General features: G+C 39.2%; 17 protein-coding genes and 1 tRNA gene. 3 read left to right on the top strand and 15 right to left on the bottom strand.

Annotated features, from left to right (window positions below; all coding sequences use genetic code 11):
• Positions 1–150: 150 nt before the first annotated feature.
• The 4 genes from IBX42_RS07575 to rsmH all read right to left on the bottom strand — a co-directional run bounded on the left by IBX42_RS07575 (position 151) and on the right by rsmH (position 4,620).
• Positions 151–227 (bottom strand) — tRNA-Ile (locus IBX42_RS07575).
• Between the two features lie 44 nt (positions 228–271).
• Positions 272–3,406: an efflux RND transporter permease subunit gene (locus IBX42_RS07570; protein WP_294931153.1), complete on the bottom strand. Its 3,135-nt coding sequence runs from the start codon at positions 3,404–3,406 to the stop codon at positions 272–274.
• Positions 3,407–3,415: 9 nt separating this feature from the next.
• Positions 3,416–3,694 carry a hypothetical protein gene (locus IBX42_RS07565; RefSeq protein WP_294931150.1) on the bottom strand — a complete coding sequence of 93 codons (279 nt, stop codon included), beginning with the start codon at positions 3,692–3,694 and terminating at the stop codon, positions 3,416–3,418.
• A complete protein-coding gene (gene rsmH, locus IBX42_RS07560) occupies positions 3,691–4,620 on the bottom strand; it encodes a 16S rRNA (cytosine(1402)-N(4))-methyltransferase RsmH (RefSeq protein WP_294931147.1) in 930 nt (309 codons plus the stop codon). Before rsmH ends, IBX42_RS07565 begins: the two co-directional genes overlap by 4 nt.
• A gap of 93 nt (positions 4,621–4,713) precedes the next feature.
• Here rsmH and IBX42_RS07555 point away from each other — a divergent pair, with 93 nt between their 5' ends.
• On the top strand, positions 4,714–5,769 hold the full coding sequence (locus IBX42_RS07555; protein ID WP_294931144.1) for a response regulator: 1,056 nt from the start codon (positions 4,714–4,716) through the stop codon (positions 5,767–5,769).
• Here the strand turns inward: IBX42_RS07555 and IBX42_RS07550 are convergent.
• The 4 genes from IBX42_RS07550 to IBX42_RS07535 form a co-directional block, all read right to left on the bottom strand.
• On the bottom strand, positions 5,758–6,057 hold the full coding sequence (locus IBX42_RS07550) for a metal-sulfur cluster assembly factor (RefSeq protein WP_294931142.1): 300 nt from the start codon (positions 6,055–6,057) through the stop codon (positions 5,758–5,760). The genes IBX42_RS07555 and IBX42_RS07550 overlap by 12 nt on opposite strands.
• 130 nt (positions 6,058–6,187) lie before the next feature.
• On the bottom strand, positions 6,188–7,243 hold the full coding sequence (locus tag IBX42_RS07545; RefSeq protein WP_294931140.1) for a hypothetical protein: 1,056 nt from the start codon (positions 7,241–7,243) through the stop codon (positions 6,188–6,190).
• Between the two features lie 186 nt (positions 7,244–7,429).
• On the bottom strand, positions 7,430–7,771 hold the full coding sequence (locus tag IBX42_RS07540) for a hypothetical protein (RefSeq protein WP_294931137.1): 342 nt from the start codon (positions 7,769–7,771) through the stop codon (positions 7,430–7,432).
• Positions 7,772–7,856: 85 nt separating this feature from the next.
• On the bottom strand, positions 7,857–9,089 hold the full coding sequence (locus IBX42_RS07535; RefSeq protein WP_294931134.1) for a glutamate-5-semialdehyde dehydrogenase: 1,233 nt from the start codon (positions 9,087–9,089) through the stop codon (positions 7,857–7,859).
• A gap of 63 nt (positions 9,090–9,152) precedes the next feature.
• Here IBX42_RS07535 and IBX42_RS07530 point away from each other — a divergent pair, with 63 nt between their 5' ends.
• Positions 9,153–9,917: a pyrroline-5-carboxylate reductase gene (locus IBX42_RS07530; protein ID WP_294931131.1), complete on the top strand. Its 765-nt coding sequence runs from the start codon at positions 9,153–9,155 to the stop codon at positions 9,915–9,917.
• 5 nt (positions 9,918–9,922) lie between these two features.
• On the opposite strand, the gene thrC is transcribed toward IBX42_RS07530, so the two are convergent.
• From thrC to IBX42_RS07495, 7 genes are all read right to left on the bottom strand, one after another.
• Positions 9,923–11,395: a threonine synthase gene (gene thrC, locus IBX42_RS07525; protein WP_294931128.1), complete on the bottom strand. Its 1,473-nt coding sequence runs from the start codon at positions 11,393–11,395 to the stop codon at positions 9,923–9,925.
• A 67-nt stretch (positions 11,396–11,462) separates the two neighbouring features.
• Complete coding sequence (locus IBX42_RS07520; RefSeq protein WP_294931126.1) at positions 11,463–12,686, bottom strand: peptidoglycan DD-metalloendopeptidase family protein; 1,224 nt, start codon at positions 12,684–12,686, stop codon at positions 11,463–11,465.
• Positions 12,683–13,495, bottom strand: a complete 813-nt coding sequence (locus IBX42_RS07515; RefSeq protein ID WP_294931124.1) for a cell division protein FtsX — start codon at positions 13,493–13,495, stop codon at positions 12,683–12,685. Before IBX42_RS07515 ends, IBX42_RS07520 begins: the two co-directional genes overlap by 4 nt.
• Positions 13,482–14,153, bottom strand: coding sequence for an ABC transporter ATP-binding protein (locus IBX42_RS07510; protein WP_294931121.1), 672 nt, complete (start codon positions 14,151–14,153; stop codon positions 13,482–13,484). Before IBX42_RS07510 ends, IBX42_RS07515 begins: the two co-directional genes overlap by 14 nt.
• Positions 14,146–15,318 (bottom strand): tRNA (guanosine(46)-N7)-methyltransferase TrmB, encoded by a 1,173-nt coding sequence (gene trmB / locus IBX42_RS07505; RefSeq protein ID WP_294931118.1) that lies wholly within the window; start codon positions 15,316–15,318, stop codon positions 14,146–14,148. Before trmB ends, IBX42_RS07510 begins: the two co-directional genes overlap by 8 nt.
• A gap of 11 nt (positions 15,319–15,329) precedes the next feature.
• On the bottom strand, positions 15,330–16,691 hold the full coding sequence (locus IBX42_RS07500) for a hypothetical protein (RefSeq protein WP_294931115.1): 1,362 nt from the start codon (positions 16,689–16,691) through the stop codon (positions 15,330–15,332).
• On the bottom strand, positions 16,639–17,610 hold the full coding sequence (locus IBX42_RS07495) for an RluA family pseudouridine synthase (protein ID WP_294931112.1): 972 nt from the start codon (positions 17,608–17,610) through the stop codon (positions 16,639–16,641). Before IBX42_RS07495 ends, IBX42_RS07500 begins: the two co-directional genes overlap by 53 nt.
• A 49-nt stretch (positions 17,611–17,659) precedes the next feature.
• Here IBX42_RS07495 and IBX42_RS07490 point away from each other — a divergent pair.
• The coding region (locus IBX42_RS07490; protein WP_294931109.1) for an FtsW/RodA/SpoVE family cell cycle protein at positions 17,660–18,669 on the top strand (1,010 nt) is incomplete at its 3' end.

The following is an 18,669-nucleotide window of genomic DNA, read 5'->3' as shown; positions in this document are numbered from 1 at the left end:
TGTGTGTTATAAGAAAAAGTGATTATTTACGCACCCAAATTTTTCATTAAGTCGATTAAGGGAATACCCAAGAGAATACCTAGTGTTTTATGATTACAGTTTAAGAGTTTGAATTTTCTTTGAAAGTTCGTTGTTGAGGGAGTTTCACAATGGTGGGTTCTGAGTGACTTGAACACTCGACCACCCCGTTATGAGCGGGGGGCTCTAACCAACTGAGCTAAGAACCCACTGTTTCTAGAAAGGCGATTGCTTTGTAGGTCGGAATTATACTTTAGACCACCTTAGATTTTTCTGATATTTGCGCATCTTTGATTTTAAAAACTACTGCATATAGAAGCGGTACATAAATCAGGTTTAAAACAGTTGCCCATGCTATTCCAAAACCTAGAGATATTGCCATTGGCTGGAGTATCATAGCTTGTCCTGAAGCAAAAAATATAAGTGTTGATAGTCCAAGAACTGTTGTAAGCGATGTTAGTAAAATCGGTCTTAATCTTTTTTGTGCCTGCTTCATTAGCTCTTCTGTGTTTGTTGCATTTTTTATGAAATTTACTACGATAAGTCCGTCATTAACAACAACGCCTGCAAGTCCTACTACTCCTATCATTCCCGGCATTGTTAGGTTGATTCCCATGACCATGTGACCGAAGAATACTCCCAGCAAAACAAGCGGTATTGTGCTTATGACGATGAGAGATTTTTTAATGGAGTCAAAAAGCCAAACAAGGGTTATAAAAATCAAAAAGATTGCTATAAGTGCTGACTGCATCAGCTCTCTTTTGTTTTTTGCGTTTTCTTTCTCCTCTCCTTTTATATCAAGTTTATAGCCGTCACTATTTAATTTCGAGAATGTAGGTTCAAGTTTTTTCATGACCTCAGCAGATGTAACAATCTTCTTATCTATGGACGCAACTACCGTTCTTATCCTTACTCCGTTCTCTTTTTGAAGAGCTACAAATCCTTGAGTTATAATAAAGTCGCAAACATCTTTTAGCAAAACAAAAGTATCGCTGGAAGGAACCTTAACCTCTATGCTGTCTATGGAGTTTATCTGCTCATTTACGCCGCTCTCTATCTTTATGCGGACAAGCCCGCTATCGTTGAACATCTTGCCGTACTCGCCTTTAAGGTAGTACGCTCTAAGTTCTTTTGATATCAGCTCCTCATTAAAGCCTAGCTGCTGTCCATACTCGTTTACACGCAGTTTCAGCTCTTTTTCGCCAAGCGTTGCATCGTTTGAGATATTGTTTACACCATCAACGGCTCTTAGCGCCTCTTCAAGCTCTTTTATGCCCTGCATTGTTTTTTGCTCATCATTTGCGCTTAAGCTTATCTCAACATCTGAGGCAATAACGCCGGCTCCCGGAACCTTTACGACAAGCTCTTCATAGGTAATGTTTCCTCTCTCTTTAAGAGTTCTAAAGGGCTCCACAACTCTCTCAACATCTTTTGCAATCTCTCTTGCGTCTCTTTGTCTTTTTAAGATATCTTTATCGTACTCGATTGAAAGATATGGGCTAATATACTCATCAAAAGCATTGTCGGCGGCGCGTTCACTCAAATCTATAAAGATATGAAAAAGATGCTCTCCCGTCTCAACCATATTTTTGGCATCAAGCTTAAAACCGATTACCGATGTGATGGAGGAGATATCATCGCCTTTTATATTTTTTAAAAGTTCTCTCTCAAGCTCTGTAACAATCATTTCGGTATCTTCAAGCTCGTTGTTTACATTTACCTTTCCGTAGACATAAATCTGAGTCGTATCAAAATCAGGAAAGAGTTGAAATTTTGAGTTTTTAATCATAACGGCTGTTAAAGATAAGATAGTCACAACCATAACTATCAAAGAGATCCACTTTCTTCTAAAAGCAAAATGAAGAATTTTACTGTGCCAAGAGGTAAGTTTTTTCCAGATTTTTCTTGTTGCACTCTCACTGTGCGATACTTTTAAAAAGTCGTGCGCGTGAAGCGGCAAGAAATAAAACGCCTCGAAGAGTGATGAGAGGAGCAGTACGGTTATCATGATAGGAATAATTTTTATAAACATTCCCATTTCGCCGCTGAGCAGAAGCATAGGTAAAAATGCAAAAACAGTTGTAAGCGTAGCGGTTAAAACTGCCGGAAACATCTCCTGCGCTCCGACTATTGCGGCTTCTCTTCTATCCATCCCCTCCTCTAGGTGCCGGTAGATATTCTCGGCAACGACTATGGCTTCATCAACTAGCATACCAAGAGCTATGAGTGCCCCTAAAAGTGAGAGCATATTTAAGCTGTCTCCCATAATCTCGGTGGCTATAAGCCCTATCATAAAACTAAGAGGGATTCCGATGGCAACAACAAATGCTATGCCGCGGTTTATAAAGATAAGCATTGCCAAAAAGACAAGCATAAGTCCAAAAGTTATATTTGCAAAAACGGTATTTAAACGGTTTTTAATCCACACCGATGTATCTGCATATATCTCATACTGCAGCTCAGGATGAAGCTTTTGGCTCTCCTTCAAAAGGGCTCTAACCTTCTTTACAAGCTCTATTGCATTTCCATCTTTTGCTTTTGCTACGTTTATGGATATATTTCTAACGCCGTTGTAGTGTGAAAGTTCCGTCTCATCACTAAGTCTAAAAGAGACATCCGCAATGTCGCCTATTAGAACCCTAGAACCGCCTACATTTATAACCGTACTCTCAATATCTACTTTATTTTTCTCTCCGTTATAGGTTGAGATGTAAAGATGAGAGCCTCTGTCTTTAATGGTTCCTATGGGAAAGATTGAGCTGATGTTTCTTAACGCCTCTACCGCTAAAGCAGGCTGCAGACCAAACGCCAAAACTTTCTGCTCGTTAATCTTTATGACAAGCTCCTCTTCGGCATCACCGCGAATAGTGATTTCGCTAAGCTCTTTAAGTTTGCTCAGCTCGCTCTTTAGCTCCTCCGCTCTTTGCAGTAGCTCCTCTTTTGGTCTATCGCCCGCCAATGCCACAAGTGCGAGAGGAAAGTTGTGCAGCTGTATCTTTGCAATCGGTTCTGCCATGTCTGCGGGCAGATCTTTTTTTACGCTGCTTAGAATATCTTTTACATCATTTAAAACATTCGCATTGTCAGAACCCGGTTTTATATCCGCTATGATAGAAAAAGAGCCATTTTTTATGGTCGTTTTTATAATGTCAAGTTCACTAATGTTTTGAAGGTCATCCTCTATGGTTTTTACGACCATCTTGTCAAGCACATCGGCAGAAGTTCCGACGTATCCACCGGCTATGGTGACTTTGTCCATGTTCATAGGAGGAAATATCTCTTTTGGGATATTGACATATGCAAATATGGAGAGAACAAAAATAAATGTGAGTAAAATATGGTTGAGCAGCGGTTTATCTATTGCAAACTCTAAAAAACGTCGAATCATCGAACCTCTTTAAAATATAGTATCAAGTACTTGATTTTTAAATCTAATAGACTCAACAGAGCTTTTTATAAGCCTGTTCTCCTCTTTTAGCGTATCATACTCGCTTTTTAGTTTTGATATATCCCTGCTTTTAAAGTAAATCTGCTGCTGAATATATATTTTAGGAAAGAGCACAACAGCGGCAAATGTTATGCCAAGCAGAACATACAGAAGGTGGTTTAAATCTACACCTTTTTTTGGATTGAGAACTAAATCTACTTCATTTAAAAGCTCTGTTTTCTCACTCATGCTTTGCTATCCGTCTGAAATACTCTTAGTTTTGCGCTTCTGCTTCTAGGATTTGCCTTTAGTTCATCATCTTCTGCCGTAATAGGTTTTTTGGTTAGGATTTTGCCGTACGAGTAATCATTGCTGCATGTACATCTCATCGCCTCTTTTGGGCAGACACAGCTCTCTCTCCAGCGTACAAAGCTATTTTTGACTATTCTGTCCTCTAACGAGTGAAAAGAGATAATCGCTATTTTTGCATTTGGAAATTTTGCCTCTTCTATTGTGTCTAAAAGGGAGTTTAGCTCGCCTAATTCGTTGTTCACCTCTATGCGAATAGCCTGCATGAGAAGTGTTGCGGGATGAATCTTTTTTCCCGTTGGCATAAGATGTTTCAGGGCTTCGCTTAACTCTTTTGCGGATGAGAAGGGGCGGTTGTTTACTATAAAAGAGGCTATTTTTTTGTAGTTTCTAAGCTCCCCATACTCAAGCAAAATTCTCTCAAGGTCAGCTTGAGAGTACTCGTTTACGACCTCTGCCGCACTCAGTTGCGCATCCGTGTCCATTCTCATGTCAAGGTTATCGCTAGAAAAAGAGAAGCCTCTCTCTTTTTGGTCAAGCTGCAGAGATGAGACTCCAATGTCCGCCAAAACACCTCTAATCTCTTTAATGTCATGCTCTTTGAGAATCTCTTTGATGACGGTGGAGAAGCGCCCTTTTTTTATCTCGACTCTCTCTTTATAAGGATCTAGTCTTGAAGTTGAAAAATCGATTGCACTCTGGTCTTGGTCTATTGCAATAAGCTTGATATTGGGATTTGCTTCAAGTATCATCGATGAGTGCCCGCCGTACCCCATCGTACAGTCTATAATTACCCCATTTTCTATATCACTGAAGGCTTCGAGTACCTGCGCGTATAAAACCGGAACATGTGGAATAATTTGCATTTAAGACCTATATTATTTTTACTATAATTATACATTAACTTTTGTAAAGTTTAATTTTTATTACAGTATGATAAAGAAAAAAAGAGCTCTAATATGCAAACAATAATAAGTCAATATTATATAGAACTAATAGGATTAATTGTCGTAGCAACTCTTATAACAGTAGTTCTCCTTTTAAAGAGTTCAAAAAACAAAGCAGTTGCTTTAGCCAAGGAAGAGGATAAAGAGCCTGAGCCTTCTGTAAAAATAAAAGAAGAGCAACCTGAGTATAAAGAGGAACAACCCAGTGCGCAGGAGATAGAAACAGCTCCTATTGAGACTGCTGCTCCAACCCGTGTAAATAGAAAAAAGCGAGAGCTTCTTCCCCATGATAAAATTACAAAAGATGACTTTGCCAATTTTAAAGGTACAAGAATACTCATCGCCGAAGACAATATAATAAATCAAAAAGTTATAGCCGGGCTTCTCTCCACCTCCGGCATAGATATTACTATTGCGAACGATGGTCAAGAAGCGTTGAATATCTTAGAAAATGACAGAGATTTTGCAGTAATTTTCATGGATGCTCATATGCCAACAATAGACGGCTTTCAAGCAACAAGACTTATTAGAAAAAATCCAAACTATGAACACATTCCAATTGTTGCACTCAGCGGCGATACTGCGCCAGACGATGTTAGAAATATGCTCAATGTCGGCATGGAAGCGCATCTGGAAAAACCTCTTAAAATGGATGCCCTATATGATATTTTATATATTTATACAACGGGTGAGGAGTCACAAAAAACTCCTAAACCATCTCAAGAGAGTGCCGAATTTGACATGAATAAGGGTCTAGAGATATGCGGGGGAGACAAAGAGTTCTACCTTGAAATACTCAATGATTTTCTATTAAAATACTCCGACTCTGCAGAGACACTTCAAGAGCATATAAATGGGACAAACGGTATAGATGCCGATAAACTGCTCCTAGATATATCGGGTGTAGCGGCAAACATCGGGGCGGAGAATCTGCACGAAATCGCGCTTGAACTAAAAAATAGTATCGCCAACCCTTCAGACTTAACCTATATAAGCAACTTGAAGAAGTACAAGAGGTCTATTGAAAAAGTTTGCGAAGCTATCAAAGAGTATACGTTAGCGGCTTAGAGCTTTTTTTACATGCGCTTCAGCCATAGTGATATTCCACTCAGGCTCCCAAACTAAATCGATCTCTACACTCTTTATCCCTGCCATCTTCTTCACAGCCTCTTTTACCCACTGTTGGATAAGCTGATGCATAGGGCACGCTTTTGTAGAGAGCGTCATCTTTACATACGCATTTCCCTCTTCATCACATGAAGCGTCATAAATAAGCCCCATCTCTACAAGGTTAAAACCGACCTCAGGGTCTATGACTGTAGATATTGCTAAAAATAGTTCTTCTTTTGTATACATTTTTTTATCCTTTTATTTTATTGATGTTACGCATTAAAACGAACGCGTCCGTTTTAGGTGGCAGGGACTAAAGTCCCTACAACCCCCTGAAGCTACGAAAAACAGGTTTTTCGAGAACTACAAAGTATTATTATTTATAATTGATCATATAAAAGACGTTTCTTACCAGAGCCAAAGCACCCATCAGTAAAAATGAGGCTCCGGCTTTTAAGAGAACTTCCTCTTGAAGTAAAATAGCTGCCGCTATAACGACAACACCCAAAGCACAAAACAGAAGCTGAGCAGAAGAGCTCTTTATGGGAAGCATATCTGCTAACATCGGTACCTTTTGCTTTCCCACAAGTGGGGAAAACCTCTCAAACCAGACAAGAAACGGAATGATTTTATACATATGCCCAGTAATAACAAAAGCAAAAAAACCAAAGAACATCATCCATGCAGATGCTAAGAGCAGCGGCTCATAACCGATACCTAAATATACTAAAGCCAATACCAGCGATGCAATCAGAGAAAAATATGCAAATAGAAGCGATTTTGCATAAATATCAATCTCTTTTCTTGCTCTAGTTTTGTGTATAGTATATATAAAGTAGAAGTATATCAGCAATCCTACGGATGCCAGCGCATAGCCTCCATAACCAAGCAGCGCAACACCGCTTAATGATGAGAGCACAACAGAGATGACAGCGAGACTCACAAGTGCTACAGAGATCTCAAGAGGCTTTTTACTAAAGCCGTGAGAGAGTCCAAACATAGGAAGTAACACGACTGAGAGCCCCATTATAGTAACAACTATGTATCCTACAATGACTAAAAACACATGCCCCTTGAGCAGTGCATTTATATCAATATTTACCATTCCAGCGTATCCAAGAGCCATCACAAGACCAAATATGACTCCAAAAAAGAGAAATATATTTGCTATAAGCATACTGCTAATGACAAGATTAAACTTCTTGACCTTTTTTATCGTTAGAAATATCTCCATCACAAATATCATCATGGCTATTAAAACGACTGTTCCGCCAAAAGGCAGAAGTGTCGGATAGCCCACAAACCCGAATGCCATCATTATTGTACCTATGGCAAGTAGAGGCCATATCGCATAGAAGAGTTCAACCCCAAAGTGCCCAACCTCAAGCACAACTGGCACTAACTGCGCCATTGCACCAAAAATTGTCATCATAACAAAACCGAGCAAAAATAGATGGACAAAACTTAATACTTTTGTATCCAACATTGACAGATTATCTACCGAGAAGAAAAAGAGAAATATGACCGATAGCAGATAAAACAGGCTCCCTAATATAAAAAATGGAGAGATAAGTTTAAATGGAGGGGCAAAGTCTTGTGATATTGAGAACATATACTGCTAGTGACTTATATTTTCAAGATCTGTTGCTGCTTGAGATGAGCCGTTGCTTGTGAAAACTATTTTTACCAACCCCTCAGGAGCCTCTTGTATCTCATATGAGACATCATCGCCTAGTTTTGAGAAAAGTCCTCCAGGTGCCTTGTGGTTAATCATAACCAACTTGTCATCTGTTCCTTTTATAAGCTTCAATCCGCACACAGCGTTTACCATTGGATCCGGCGGACCGCATTTTGAGGTATCAAAATAGTAAGTACTCTCACCATCTTTCTCTACTTTATAAAAATCTACCGTCGCACCGGTAACTTCTATCTTTGAAGCATCATTTGGAATAAGTGACATTTAAACTCCTTCTTAATTTATATGAGTAAATTATATTTAATATATAAATTTATAGCGTTGATTTGTATCAACAATGAAGAGATATTTATCTTATTTGTCCGCTTCCGTATATTTTAAACTTATATGTTGTAAGCCCTTCGATTCCCATTGGACCACGTGCGTGAAGTTTGTTTGTACTAATACCGACCTCCGCACCAAAGCCAAATGATCCGCCATCCGTAAATCTTGTTGAAGCATTGAGATAAACGGCTGCCGCATCAATAGCATTTAAAAACTCCTCCGCAGCGGTTACGTTTTGAGTGATAATAGCCTCAGAGTGCCCTGAAGAGAATCTTACAATATGCTCAATCGCACCCTCAACACCATCTACTACTTTTATGTTTAGTATATTCGCAAGATACTCTGTATCGTAATCCTCATCAGTCGCATTTGCCACATCTATAATCGCCTGAGTCCGCTTACACCCTTTTAACTCGGTATGAGCTTTGTCAAACTCTACTTTTAAGAGCGGCAGTGCCTCTTTTGCCACGGCACTATCGACTAGAAGCGTCTCCATGGCATTACAAACACCCGGTCTTTGAACTTTTGCATTGATGGCAATTTTGATAGCATCCTCCATAATGGCATCTTTGTCTATATATGTGTGGCACTGCCCTTTATCGTGCTTGACAACGCTTACCGTCGCATTTTCGCTCACATACTTTATAAGCCCTGCCCCGCCGCGAGGAATAATAAGATCAACATATTTGTCCATCTTGATAAGTTTGGCAACTCCCTCTCTTGAGGAGTCGGGAATAAGTGATACGAGTGATTTTGGAAGGTTGTTTCTCTCTAAAACGCTCTGAAGTATCTTCGCGATTGCGTTATTTGAGTTCTCAGCCTCTTTTCCGCCCTTTAAAACACAGACATTTGAACTTTTAAAACAGAGTGCTGCAGTATCGCTTGTAACATTTGGTCGAGATTCGTAGATGATTCCAATAACGCCGATAGGGATAGAGACCTTTTCTATCTTTAATCCATCCTCAGTTACCCAGCCATCAAGAACGCGTCCTACAGGCTCTTTAAGTGCCGCTATATCCTCTATTGCGACAGCCATCGCATCAATACGCTTCTCATCCAGATAGAGTCTGTCCATCAATGCGGATGAGAGCTCATTCTTTTTGCCATCAGACATATCTTTTGCATTTGCTTCGATGAGCTCCATCGTATTTGCTCTTAGTCCTTTTGCCATCTCTCTCAAAATTCTATTTTTTTCCGCCCCGCTTAGAGTACTTAACACCCTGCTCGCTTGTTTTGCCTCTGCTAAAAATTGTTCCATTATCTCTCCTTTTATATTTTATATGTTAATGCTATACTACCATAAAAAAATAAAGGCACTTTGATGAAAACTATCACTTTTATCGGCAACGGGAATATGGCATTAAGCATTGCCAAAGGGCTTAAAGAAAACTATAAACTAGAAGTTGTCGGTAGAGACTTAGAAAAACTAAATAAGTTTGAAAGTGAGGTGGGCGTTAAAATAGAAAAAATTTTAATGAATGATTCTGATATAGAGGGCAAAACTGTCATACTATGCGTAAAACCCGCAAATGTTGAAGAGGTCGCCGCTAGAGTAAAAGGAAGAGCAAAAATCATCTACTCTGTTCTTGCCGGAGTGACAGTCCAAAAAATAAAACAAAATCTAAATCCTCACGCTGTTGTAAGAAGTATGCCAAACCTCGCTGCAAGCGTAGGCAGATCCATGACCACGCTAACGGGAGATGAGGCATACAAAGATGAGGCAAAGGAGCTGCTTGGCGCAATCGGGGAGACTCTTTGGCTTGGAAGCGAAAAAGAGCTTGACATCGCAACGGGATTGGCAGGGAGCGGTCCTGCATATCTTACGCTTATTGCCGAAGCACTGGCTGATGGAGCGGTAAAACAAGGGATGAAAAGAGCCGATGCAATGGCTACTATGCGCGGTCTTTTTGCAGGATTTGGAGAACTTATACAAGAGGTTCATCCGGCTCTATTAAAGGACGCTGTCATGAGCCCCGGAGGAACAACTGCAGCGGGCTACGGTGCTCTTGAGGATGGAAATGTCAGAGCTTCATGCATGAATGCAATCGAGCAGGCATATAAAAAAGCGGTTGAATTATCAAAATAAGGAAACTAGAGGAATTTCAAAATCTCTTTTTCTATATCCTCTTTTTCTATAACAGTATCTTGAACAACCTTCTTGCTAAAGAGCTCTCTTATCATCTCCGGTATTTTCAAGTTCGCCTCTTTAGAGATAGAAACAAGAGCCTTTAAATCCTCGCCATCGATTTCACCCGTTAATGCATTTGCGATAACAGGAGAGAACTTTGTCCACTCTGCCGTCGAGTACGCAATTGTTTTTATGCTCTCTTTTGTGCATGTCTCATAAGATTTCATACATGTTGCGGTGTGAGGGTCCATCAGGTAACCGTTTTTATAGAAAGTATCTTTTATATACTTTTTACCCTCGTCTCCGTTGCAGAAATCCGCATCAAAACTTTTTTGAAGATATGCCAACTCCTCAGATGTCAACTCGTAAAAGCTACTCTCTTCAAGGCTCTGCATCAACTCTTTTGTTCTCTTATATCCGAACATATCATACAAAATTCTCTCAACATTTGATGACTTTAGTATATCCATCGCAGGGGATGTCGTATTTACTACATGAGAGTCTCTTAAGTCATACTTTCCTGTTTTAATAAGCTTAGTTAAAACATTATTCTCATTTGAGGAGATGATGATTTTTTCAACAGGAAGTCCCATCTTCCACGCATAGTATGCGCCCAAAGCGTTTCCAAAATTTCCGCTTGGTACATTTAGGTAAACTTTCTCGCCCATAGTTATAGCACTTTGACGAACAAGCTCCAAGTAGCTGTGGATATGATAGATAATCTGAAAAATAATACGCCCGAAGTTTACGGAGTTTGCAGCCGATAGCAGTATGTTTTTCTCTTTGAGTGCCTTTTTAAATTCACTAGAAGAGAGAAGTCTCTTAAGTGCATTTTGTGCATCATCAAAAACACCGTTTATTCCGATAACCTTCAAGTTTTTTGCATCTTCTGTTACCATCTGAAGTCTCTGCACATCACTGGTTCCGCCCTCAGGATATAGACATGCTACTTGAACGTTCGCTCTGTTTTTAAAAGTTTCTAGTGCTGCGGGACCCGTATCACCGCTTGTTGCAGCAAGAATAAGATAGTTCTCTCCTCTTTTTTGCGCAATTGAGGAGAGAACTATACCAAATGGCTGAAGCGCCATATCTTTAAATGCGCGGGTCGGTCCATGGTAGAGCTCGCTGATATAGAGATCCTCTTTTACTTTTACCACTGGTACCGGATTTGCAGGATTATCAAACTTATCATAGAGGTTTAGGGCATCTTTAATAACGCCTCTATCTATATCTATCTCAAAATGTTCTAAAACATCAAATGCCAGCTCTTTGTATGAAGAGTTTAGATGTTTGGTTAAAAAACTCTCTCCAAGCTCCGGTAGACTCTCGGGAACGTAAAGACCGCCGAATGAAGCTATGGGACTTAAGATTGCCTCTGAGAATGTAACACTTTTGGGACTGTTTTCATCGCATCCGCGGGTTTGAATAAAGTTCATTTTTTCACATACCTAAAATTTTTTTTGCAATTATACCTAAAATTAATAGCTAACGTTAATCTCTAGCCTACTGAAAGAGCCCTATAGGATTTATATGAAATGACTTCTGCGTAACCTCAAAAATCAACTCATCGCTTACGCGCCCTATCGTGTAGCCCTTTTTGATTCTTTTGCCTTTTTGAATATCGGGAGCTATCTGAGATAGATTTGCATATATTGTATGCAATCCATCATCATGCTCAACAATAACGATATTATCAAGAATCGGCGTTTTGTCTGCAAATATAACTTTACCGTTAAAGACCGTTTTTACTTTTGTATTTCTTTCACTCGGTTGCAGCGATATTGACTCATTAAAGACTTTTATGCCGTAGATCGGGTCGGTATATGTTCCATACTTTTTTGTGATTTTGTAAGGTTCAAACGGCGCTATTGTTTTTTGACCGGTATAGTTTTTTGTCTTTGCCTCCTGATAACTGCTTCCATGACTTTTTACATCTGGAAGATCTTTATCGCCAACAATATCTTTTGCATCAAAAGCCTCTTTTCTTGCTGCCTCTTCCTGCGCCTTTTTTATCTCATCTATCTTTATAATATTTAACTGCGAGAGAGTTTTCTTTAGCATATCCTGCTTATTAAAGACCTCTTTTAGCTTCTTTTTGTAAGATGCTTTTGCGACCTCAAGCTTTTTAAGCGAAGCTTCATTCTCTTTTTGAGTAAGTAACAGCTCTTTTCTTTTGTCGTCAATATTTTTTATGGCAGCTTCGAGCGAGCTTACTTTGTCGTTTAGCACTTCTATACTTTTTGAATTATTATAAAATTTTTCGTTAAGCTCTTTTATCTTCTCTTTTGCCGCTTTAAGCATCAACTCTAAAACTTCATACTCCATCATGGACTCAGCGCTGGCACTGTACTCCTCTTCAAGTATAATGGAGAGGGAGACGCTTTGCGCTATGCTAAAGACAAGCTCCTCTTCAAGCTCCTGCGTCTCCTTTTTGAGATTCTGCTGAGAACTCTTTAACTCTTCAAGCTCTTTTGCGTTCTCACCGTAGCTCCCCTCTTTCTCCAAGAGCTCCTCTTTAAGCCGCTTAAGATGCTCCTGCTGTTGCGCAATCTCTCTTCTTTGCTTTATTATCGCCTGAGCGGTTTCGTTCATTTTTTTGTTTATATCTTCTTGCGTTTTTGCAAAAGAGCTTATTTCAGAGCTTGTTTTTGCTATTTTAGTATCCACGCTCGTTTTTGCATCTAAGCACAAATATGCTAATGAAAAGAGTAAAAACAGACGAATCATGCCTCTTCCTTATGCCCCAAAACGATTAGAGAAGCAAGAATAATAGATATAGACATAGCGACTCCCAAAATAAGCATAAAATCATCTACTTGATCAAATATAACTATACTGATTCCAATGTTATTAAACTGCTCTAAAACAAAAGGAGATGATGAGAGATAGACAAAGACTCCAAATGCCAAAACGCTTGCAATAAGTGCATCAACGATAGCAAGCCTAAATAAAACCGCTGAACGAAGCCATAATGCAGCGCCAAAAAGCCCCATAATGCTCATTCTCTCATTGTGTTTATACTGCCAGATTCTAAGCTCTTTTATAATTAACAAAACCGTAACCACAAGCACGACAACGGCAAAAAGAGCAACTACGTTTTTAAAGAGCGTGAGAAGCTTATAGGTCGTATCATGCGTGTGTGAAAAATCTTCTACTTTTTTTATTGAGCTGTTTTTAAGCAGATCGTTTCTTAGACTTTTAACCTCACCAGGAGTTGGATAGTGCGTTAGGCTTAGTTTATAAAACTTAGGCATGATGAGCTTTAAAAGCTCGACATTAGAACTTTTCATATCACTACTGAGCCTATCTATAACCGAATCCGGCGAAAGCTCTTTTGCAGCTGCGATTATGCTGTTTATTGCCAGTATCTCGCTGTGCTGCAACTCTTTTGTACTAACTGCTATAACGGAGTAGTTATTGGCAAGATTTACTTTATACGCCTCAATGGAGCGTTCAGCTATAAGATAGGCCTGCATTGAGAAGAGTATGCTCAAAAGTGCTATTACAAGTGAGAAGTGATTTTTAACAGACTTCATGAATACTCCCATACTCTATATGAAAATGTTTGTACTCAACGCGAAGCGTCTTTGGAATGTTGTGCGTTACGACAATGACGGTAGTGTTTAGCTGGGTGTTTGCACCCTCCAAGAGATTCCAAATAAGCTCTGAGGAGTACTCATCAAGGTTTCCCGTAGGCTCATCTGCCAAAATTAGAACAGGATTATGAGCAAGTGCTCTTGCCATTGCAACTCTTTGCTGTTCGCCACCGCTGAGTTCGAGTGGAAACTTGCCCGACTGATGATTCAGCCTTACATGTTTTAGTAGTTTGTCAACCTGGTTATTTGCAACGCTCTTTACATAGCCGTTAATAAGAAGAGGAAGCATAATGTTTTTGTCGATTGTCCACTCTTTTATAAGTTTATAGTCTTGAAAAACTATCCCGATATGGCGTCTTAAAAAGTTAAGTCTTGAGCGCGAGACGCCTTTGAGTTCAACCCCTCCAACTATCAAAGAGCCGCTTTTTGATTTTAGGGCTCCATAAAGCGACTTTAAAAGCGTTGATTTGCCGCTTCCGCTTGCACCTGTTATAAAAACAAAGCTCCCCGAGTCAATTGAAAAGTTAGCCTTGTTGATAATAGTCTCACTGCTAGAGTATGCCAGTGATAAATCTTTGGCTACTATAACTTTATCCATGAAGCACCTTGTTTAAAAATTGATGCGCTATCAGATTGCTTTTTGACTTTAGCGGCAGAGCAGGATAATAATGAGCCTCTTTGCCTCTAACAACGACATAAAGATGTTCCGGTTTGTCAAAACTACCCATGGAGAGACGTACCATAATTCCATCCCTTAGGCCGTATGTTCTCTCAAGGTGCATAAATCCGCCATCAAATTTTTGTACTTTTTTGTGAAGTTTTAAAATATCTTCACTCAAGAGATGCACATCAAGAAACTCAAAATCTCCCTCTATCTCCAGTTCCGGGGACTCTTCATCGTTTATCATAGTTACGTCATAGATGTTTTTCTCCATCTTTCTCCATCTATCTTCATACTTACTCGTTATGGCAATATCTCTGTTTTTGTTTATATGAAGAGTAGTTTTGTTAAATGCGATAAAGGTCTCATAAGAGTAGGCGTAATAGTTCTCGCTATCGGTACGAAGCTCTAAAGTTCCGCCGATTTTAAGTATGCGCCTAGCCTCCTCTATAAAAGTAGTTGATATTACTCTTCTATGGGGTTTTTTGTCCCATGGAACGGGAAAATGAACATAAATTTTTTCTACAATATTTGAAGGAACAAGCTCCATAAAAAGCCTTGCATCATAACTAAGCAGAAGAATATTCTGGAGTTTTTTTATGGCTATCTGTTTTAAAACCTGCTCAATTGATGGATGATGAATCTCAATACCGATGAAGAGTATCTCAGGATTGTTTATGGCTTGATGCAGAAGGTGTCGTCCTGAACCAAAACCGACCTCAATCCTAATCTCTCTATCTTTTGGAAAATTTCCGGCAAAGTAACTTATCTCTTTTAGGGCGGTTACCTCTTGAAGATGGATATTCTTTTGATTTTGGGGCACATTAGAAGAGAGCACATTCAACTCAGCCGCTTTGGCATAGGTCAAAAGTGCTTTATGCACATTATATATAGAAGCCGGTTTTGTGAGCTTGTCTACCTTTAGAAGGACTCTTCCCTCCTCCTCTTTTAAAAGCAAAAAGAACTCATCATCTTCTACAGTCGTGGAGATTAGCTTCTCCTCTTTATGATTAATATTGTCTGCTATAAAATTAAACGAGACTCCATCGCTATTTGATGGAAATCCTATCTCCCTAAACTCTTCTATATGTAGATGCGGCATTCATTCTCGTTTTAGTTAAAATCTTGTAATGGAACAATTACGTCTTCTTTTGGTTCTGTTACACTCTCGCTTTTTTGCTGAGGAATCTTCTCTGCACTGTTTATAGAGTTTACAAGCGCTGCTTCTTCAATATTAAGCGCAATCTCTATGCTCGGCTCTGACTTTATTCCGTTTGCATCAACTGAAAATACTCTATAGTAGTAAGTTTTACCCGCTTCTATCTCAGAATCTACAAACTGCAAACCTTTAATTTTTTCAAAATCTTCTATAGAGCTCTCTACAAGGCTTTTTTTGTATCTCTTTTGCACACTGTAGCTCTTAACTCTTGCATCCGAATTACTCCATGAGAGCACTACTTTGCCCTTTATAAGCTTTGCCTCGACCATTGATGGAGTGTTTGGCTTGATCAGTGTCTTACCCAAAACAGAGTGATTACTATGAATACTCTCTAGCTTATCTTTATCAAAAACGCTAACTCTGTAAAAGTACTCTTTGGCGTCCTCTTCTATTAGATCAACATAAGAGTTGTTTTTAGTGTCTATAACCATACTATAGCTTCCGTTGATATTAGAAGCTCTATAAACTCTGTAAACCAGAAAATCCGGAGTGTCACTCTTCTCCCACTTTATCTCGATTCTTCTAGGAAGATCCATCGAAGCAGTTATCTGAGTTATCTCTTTTGGAAGCTCTTTTGTAACAACTTTGACCTCTTCGCTAGGATTTGAGAGAAGGTTGTCAAAAGTAAGTGCGCGAATGCGGTACTTATATGTAAAGTTATCTTTTAAATCTTTATCTATAAACTCAGCATTGAGTCGCCCATTAACCGTCGCTATATCCCTCCAACTATCCTCTTGAAGAGTTTTTCTTTGAACTACATATGCCTTTACCTTTTGGTTTATATGCGGTCTCCAGATTATTTTCGCACTTCTTGGCATACTCTCAATACTGTGTATCCAGCTTACAGACTCCATCGGCGGAAGAGAAGTCATTGTTGTAATATCACTTTTTCTAGACTCTGCGGTTTCACTGTATGTTTTAAAATAGTAGCCATATTTTGAACTCGGCTTTATATTAGTATCCAAATAGTGCGTAGAAAAACGGTTCTCAACCGTATCATAGTACTCATTTTTGTTCTCTTTTGCATTATCGAGATTTATTTTATAGATAAAAATACCCTTTACACGCGGGTCTTCTATGCGTTCCCACTCAAGTGCGATTGCATTCGCGTCAACAATAGTCCCGTTCTTTGTAAGCTTAACCATAGGCAGAGACTCATCTATAACCGCCTCTTTTTTTGGCGTAGGTTTTAGCGCACAACCGCTAAGAATTAGTAGGGAAGCCGTGCATAATGTAACTAGTGTCCATAACTTCATTTATTTGCTCCATATTGAATTTTTTGTTTATATAGTCCATCATCTGCTCATCAGGCAGTACGCTAAACGTAAGTAACTCTTTACTCGTAGGATGAATAAAGTATATTATGTATGCATGAAGCAAAATACGTTCCGACTTCTCCTGTTTTGGGCTTTGAGCATAAATATGATCACCAACTATATGGCGGTTCATACTTTCGAGATGAACACGTATCTGATGCGTTCTTCCTGTAGAGAGCTTACATGCAATAAATTGGTTTTTCTCATCACTGCTTAGGGCAAGATTCTTAAATTGCGTCTTTGCGTACTTCCCATGCTCAAGACATGCCATCTTAAGTCTGTTATGAACACTTCTGGCGATTGGAAGCTCTACCTCCGTAATATCATCTTTTAGCGGAGGGGCAATGACTGCCAGGTAGTATCTTCCCATACTTTTATCTTGAAGCTGCTCGGATAAAAACTCATGAGAAGCGTTGTTCTTCGCTATAACCATAGTTCCGCTTGTCCCTTTGTCAAGTCTGTGAACTATCCCGTGACGCTCTTCTCCGCTTATCGTGGAGAGTCTGATACCTTTATGTTTCAGCCAGTCAACCAGAGTTGCCTCTTTCACACTTGGTGCGGGATGCACTGTAAGTCCGGTTGGTTTGTTTATAACCAAAACATCATCATCTTCGTAGAGTATCTCTACGTTAAAATCAATATCTAGCGCCTCTTTTACCTCCGGTTCCGGAAAAGTAACTTTAACTACTTGATTCTCTTTTAGTTTAACGCCGCTGCGAGAGACTATTTTTCCCTCAACTTCTACGCACTCTTTTTTTATTAAATTGGCGATTTGTGAGCGGCTCTGCCCAATTTGTGACGTTAAAAATGTATCTAAACGCTCTGGATTCTCGCAAACATAACTCTGTGTATTATTCATATTATTAACCTTTATGATACAATTTCTAAAATTTTATGGAGTTTCAAATTTGTGGAGAATTGATAAACGTATTTTAGCACAATTTGATTTTTTTTCTATTATACTCATCATTCCTCTTGTAATTACTTCAAACTGGCTTATCAATGAAGTCGTACCGGCTCTTGCACAAAAACAGATTGCTTATGTCGGAATCTCATCTTTAGTCTTTCTGGGCGTATTTTTACTCCCTATTCGCAGAATGAGTTGGGTTATTCCTCTTATTTACTGGATAAATATAGCGCTTCTTTTAGCGGTTGAATTTTTCGGTCATGCAAGACTTGGCGCTCAAAGATGGATAGAGATACCATTTGTAAATGCCACTATTCAGCCATCGGAGTTTGTAAAACCGGCTCTTATTTTAATGCTTGCATACTTTATTCATAAAAATCCGCCGCCAAAAGATGGATACAAAATAAAAGATTTTTTAAAAATCAGTTTTTTCATACTGCTCCCATTTGTTCTAATTGCAAAAGAGCCCGACTTGGGCACTGCTCTTATTCTTCTTATTATCGGTTATGGCGTTCTTTTTTTTGTAGGTGTTTACTGGAAAATATGGGCAGTAATTGTCGGCTCAATCCTGCTTTTCTCTCCGGTTGCCTACAAATTTTTGCTCCATGATTATCAAAAAACAAGAATAACTGATTTTCTTAGTGAAAAACCCTCTTACCATGTGCAGCAATCCATAATTGCTATAGGTTCCGGAGGGCTTACCGGCAAATCCAAAGATGAGGCAACACAGACGCAAATGCGCTTTTTGCCTATCTCTACGAGTGATTTTATCTTTGCGTTTCTTGTTGAGAGAAGCGGATTTTTGGGAGCTTTGGGAATTATTCTTATATACGTAATTCTTATTTTGCACCTATTTAGTCTTAGTATTTTTCATAATGACTACTACATAAAAGTCGTCACAATAGGCATATCTCTTATGATTTTTGTCTACATGGGCGTCAATATCTCAATGACCATAGGGTATGCTCCCGTAGTCGGTGTTCCTCTGCCTATGTTTAGTTATGGGGGAAG

The organism is Sulfurimonas sp., from assembly GCF_014859695.1.
Taxonomy (GTDB): Bacteria; Campylobacterota; Campylobacteria; order Campylobacterales; family Sulfurimonadaceae; genus Sulfurimonas.
The sequence above is the reverse complement of the archived record's forward strand: the minus strand, read 5'-3'. Positions and strand labels throughout refer to the sequence as shown.

Bases quoted from the DNA above. Each gene is read 5' to 3' on its own strand.
- rsmH (WP_294931147.1), bottom strand. From the start codon at position 4,620: ATGCAAATTATTCCACATGTTCCGGTTTTATACGCGCAGGTACTCGAA.
- IBX42_RS07535 (WP_294931134.1), bottom strand. From the start codon at position 9,089: ATGGAACAATTTTTAGCAGAGGCAAAACAAGCGAGCAGGGTGTTAAGT.
- IBX42_RS07570 (WP_294931153.1), bottom strand. From the start codon at position 3,406: ATGATTCGACGTTTTTTAGAGTTTGCAATAGATAAACCGCTGCTCAAC.
- IBX42_RS07555 (WP_294931144.1), top strand. From the start codon at position 4,714: ATGCAAACAATAATAAGTCAATATTATATAGAACTAATAGGATTAATT.
- trmB (WP_294931118.1), bottom strand. From the start codon at position 15,318: ATGCCGCATCTACATATAGAAGAGTTTAGGGAGATAGGATTTCCATCA.
- IBX42_RS07510 (WP_294931121.1), bottom strand. From the start codon at position 14,153: ATGGATAAAGTTATAGTAGCCAAAGATTTATCACTGGCATACTCTAGC.
- IBX42_RS07540 (WP_294931137.1), bottom strand. From the start codon at position 7,771: ATGTCACTTATTCCAAATGATGCTTCAAAGATAGAAGTTACCGGTGCG.
- thrC (WP_294931128.1), bottom strand. From the start codon at position 11,395: ATGAACTTTATTCAAACCCGCGGATGCGATGAAAACAGTCCCAAAAGT.
- IBX42_RS07520 (WP_294931126.1), bottom strand. From the start codon at position 12,686: ATGATTCGTCTGTTTTTACTCTTTTCATTAGCATATTTGTGCTTAGAT.
- IBX42_RS07495 (WP_294931112.1), bottom strand. From the start codon at position 17,610: ATGAATAATACACAGAGTTATGTTTGCGAGAATCCAGAGCGTTTAGAT.
- IBX42_RS07500 (WP_294931115.1), bottom strand. From the start codon at position 16,691: ATGAAGTTATGGACACTAGTTACATTATGCACGGCTTCCCTACTAATT.
- IBX42_RS07530 (WP_294931131.1), top strand. From the start codon at position 9,153: ATGAAAACTATCACTTTTATCGGCAACGGGAATATGGCATTAAGCATT.
- IBX42_RS07550 (WP_294931142.1), bottom strand. From the start codon at position 6,057: ATGTATACAAAAGAAGAACTATTTTTAGCAATATCTACAGTCATAGAC.
- IBX42_RS07515 (WP_294931124.1), bottom strand. From the start codon at position 13,495: ATGAAGTCTGTTAAAAATCACTTCTCACTTGTAATAGCACTTTTGAGC.
- IBX42_RS07545 (WP_294931140.1), bottom strand. From the start codon at position 7,243: ATGATGACAATTTTTGGTGCAATGGCGCAGTTAGTGCCAGTTGTGCTT.
- IBX42_RS07565 (WP_294931150.1), bottom strand. From the start codon at position 3,694: ATGAGTGAGAAAACAGAGCTTTTAAATGAAGTAGATTTAGTTCTCAAT.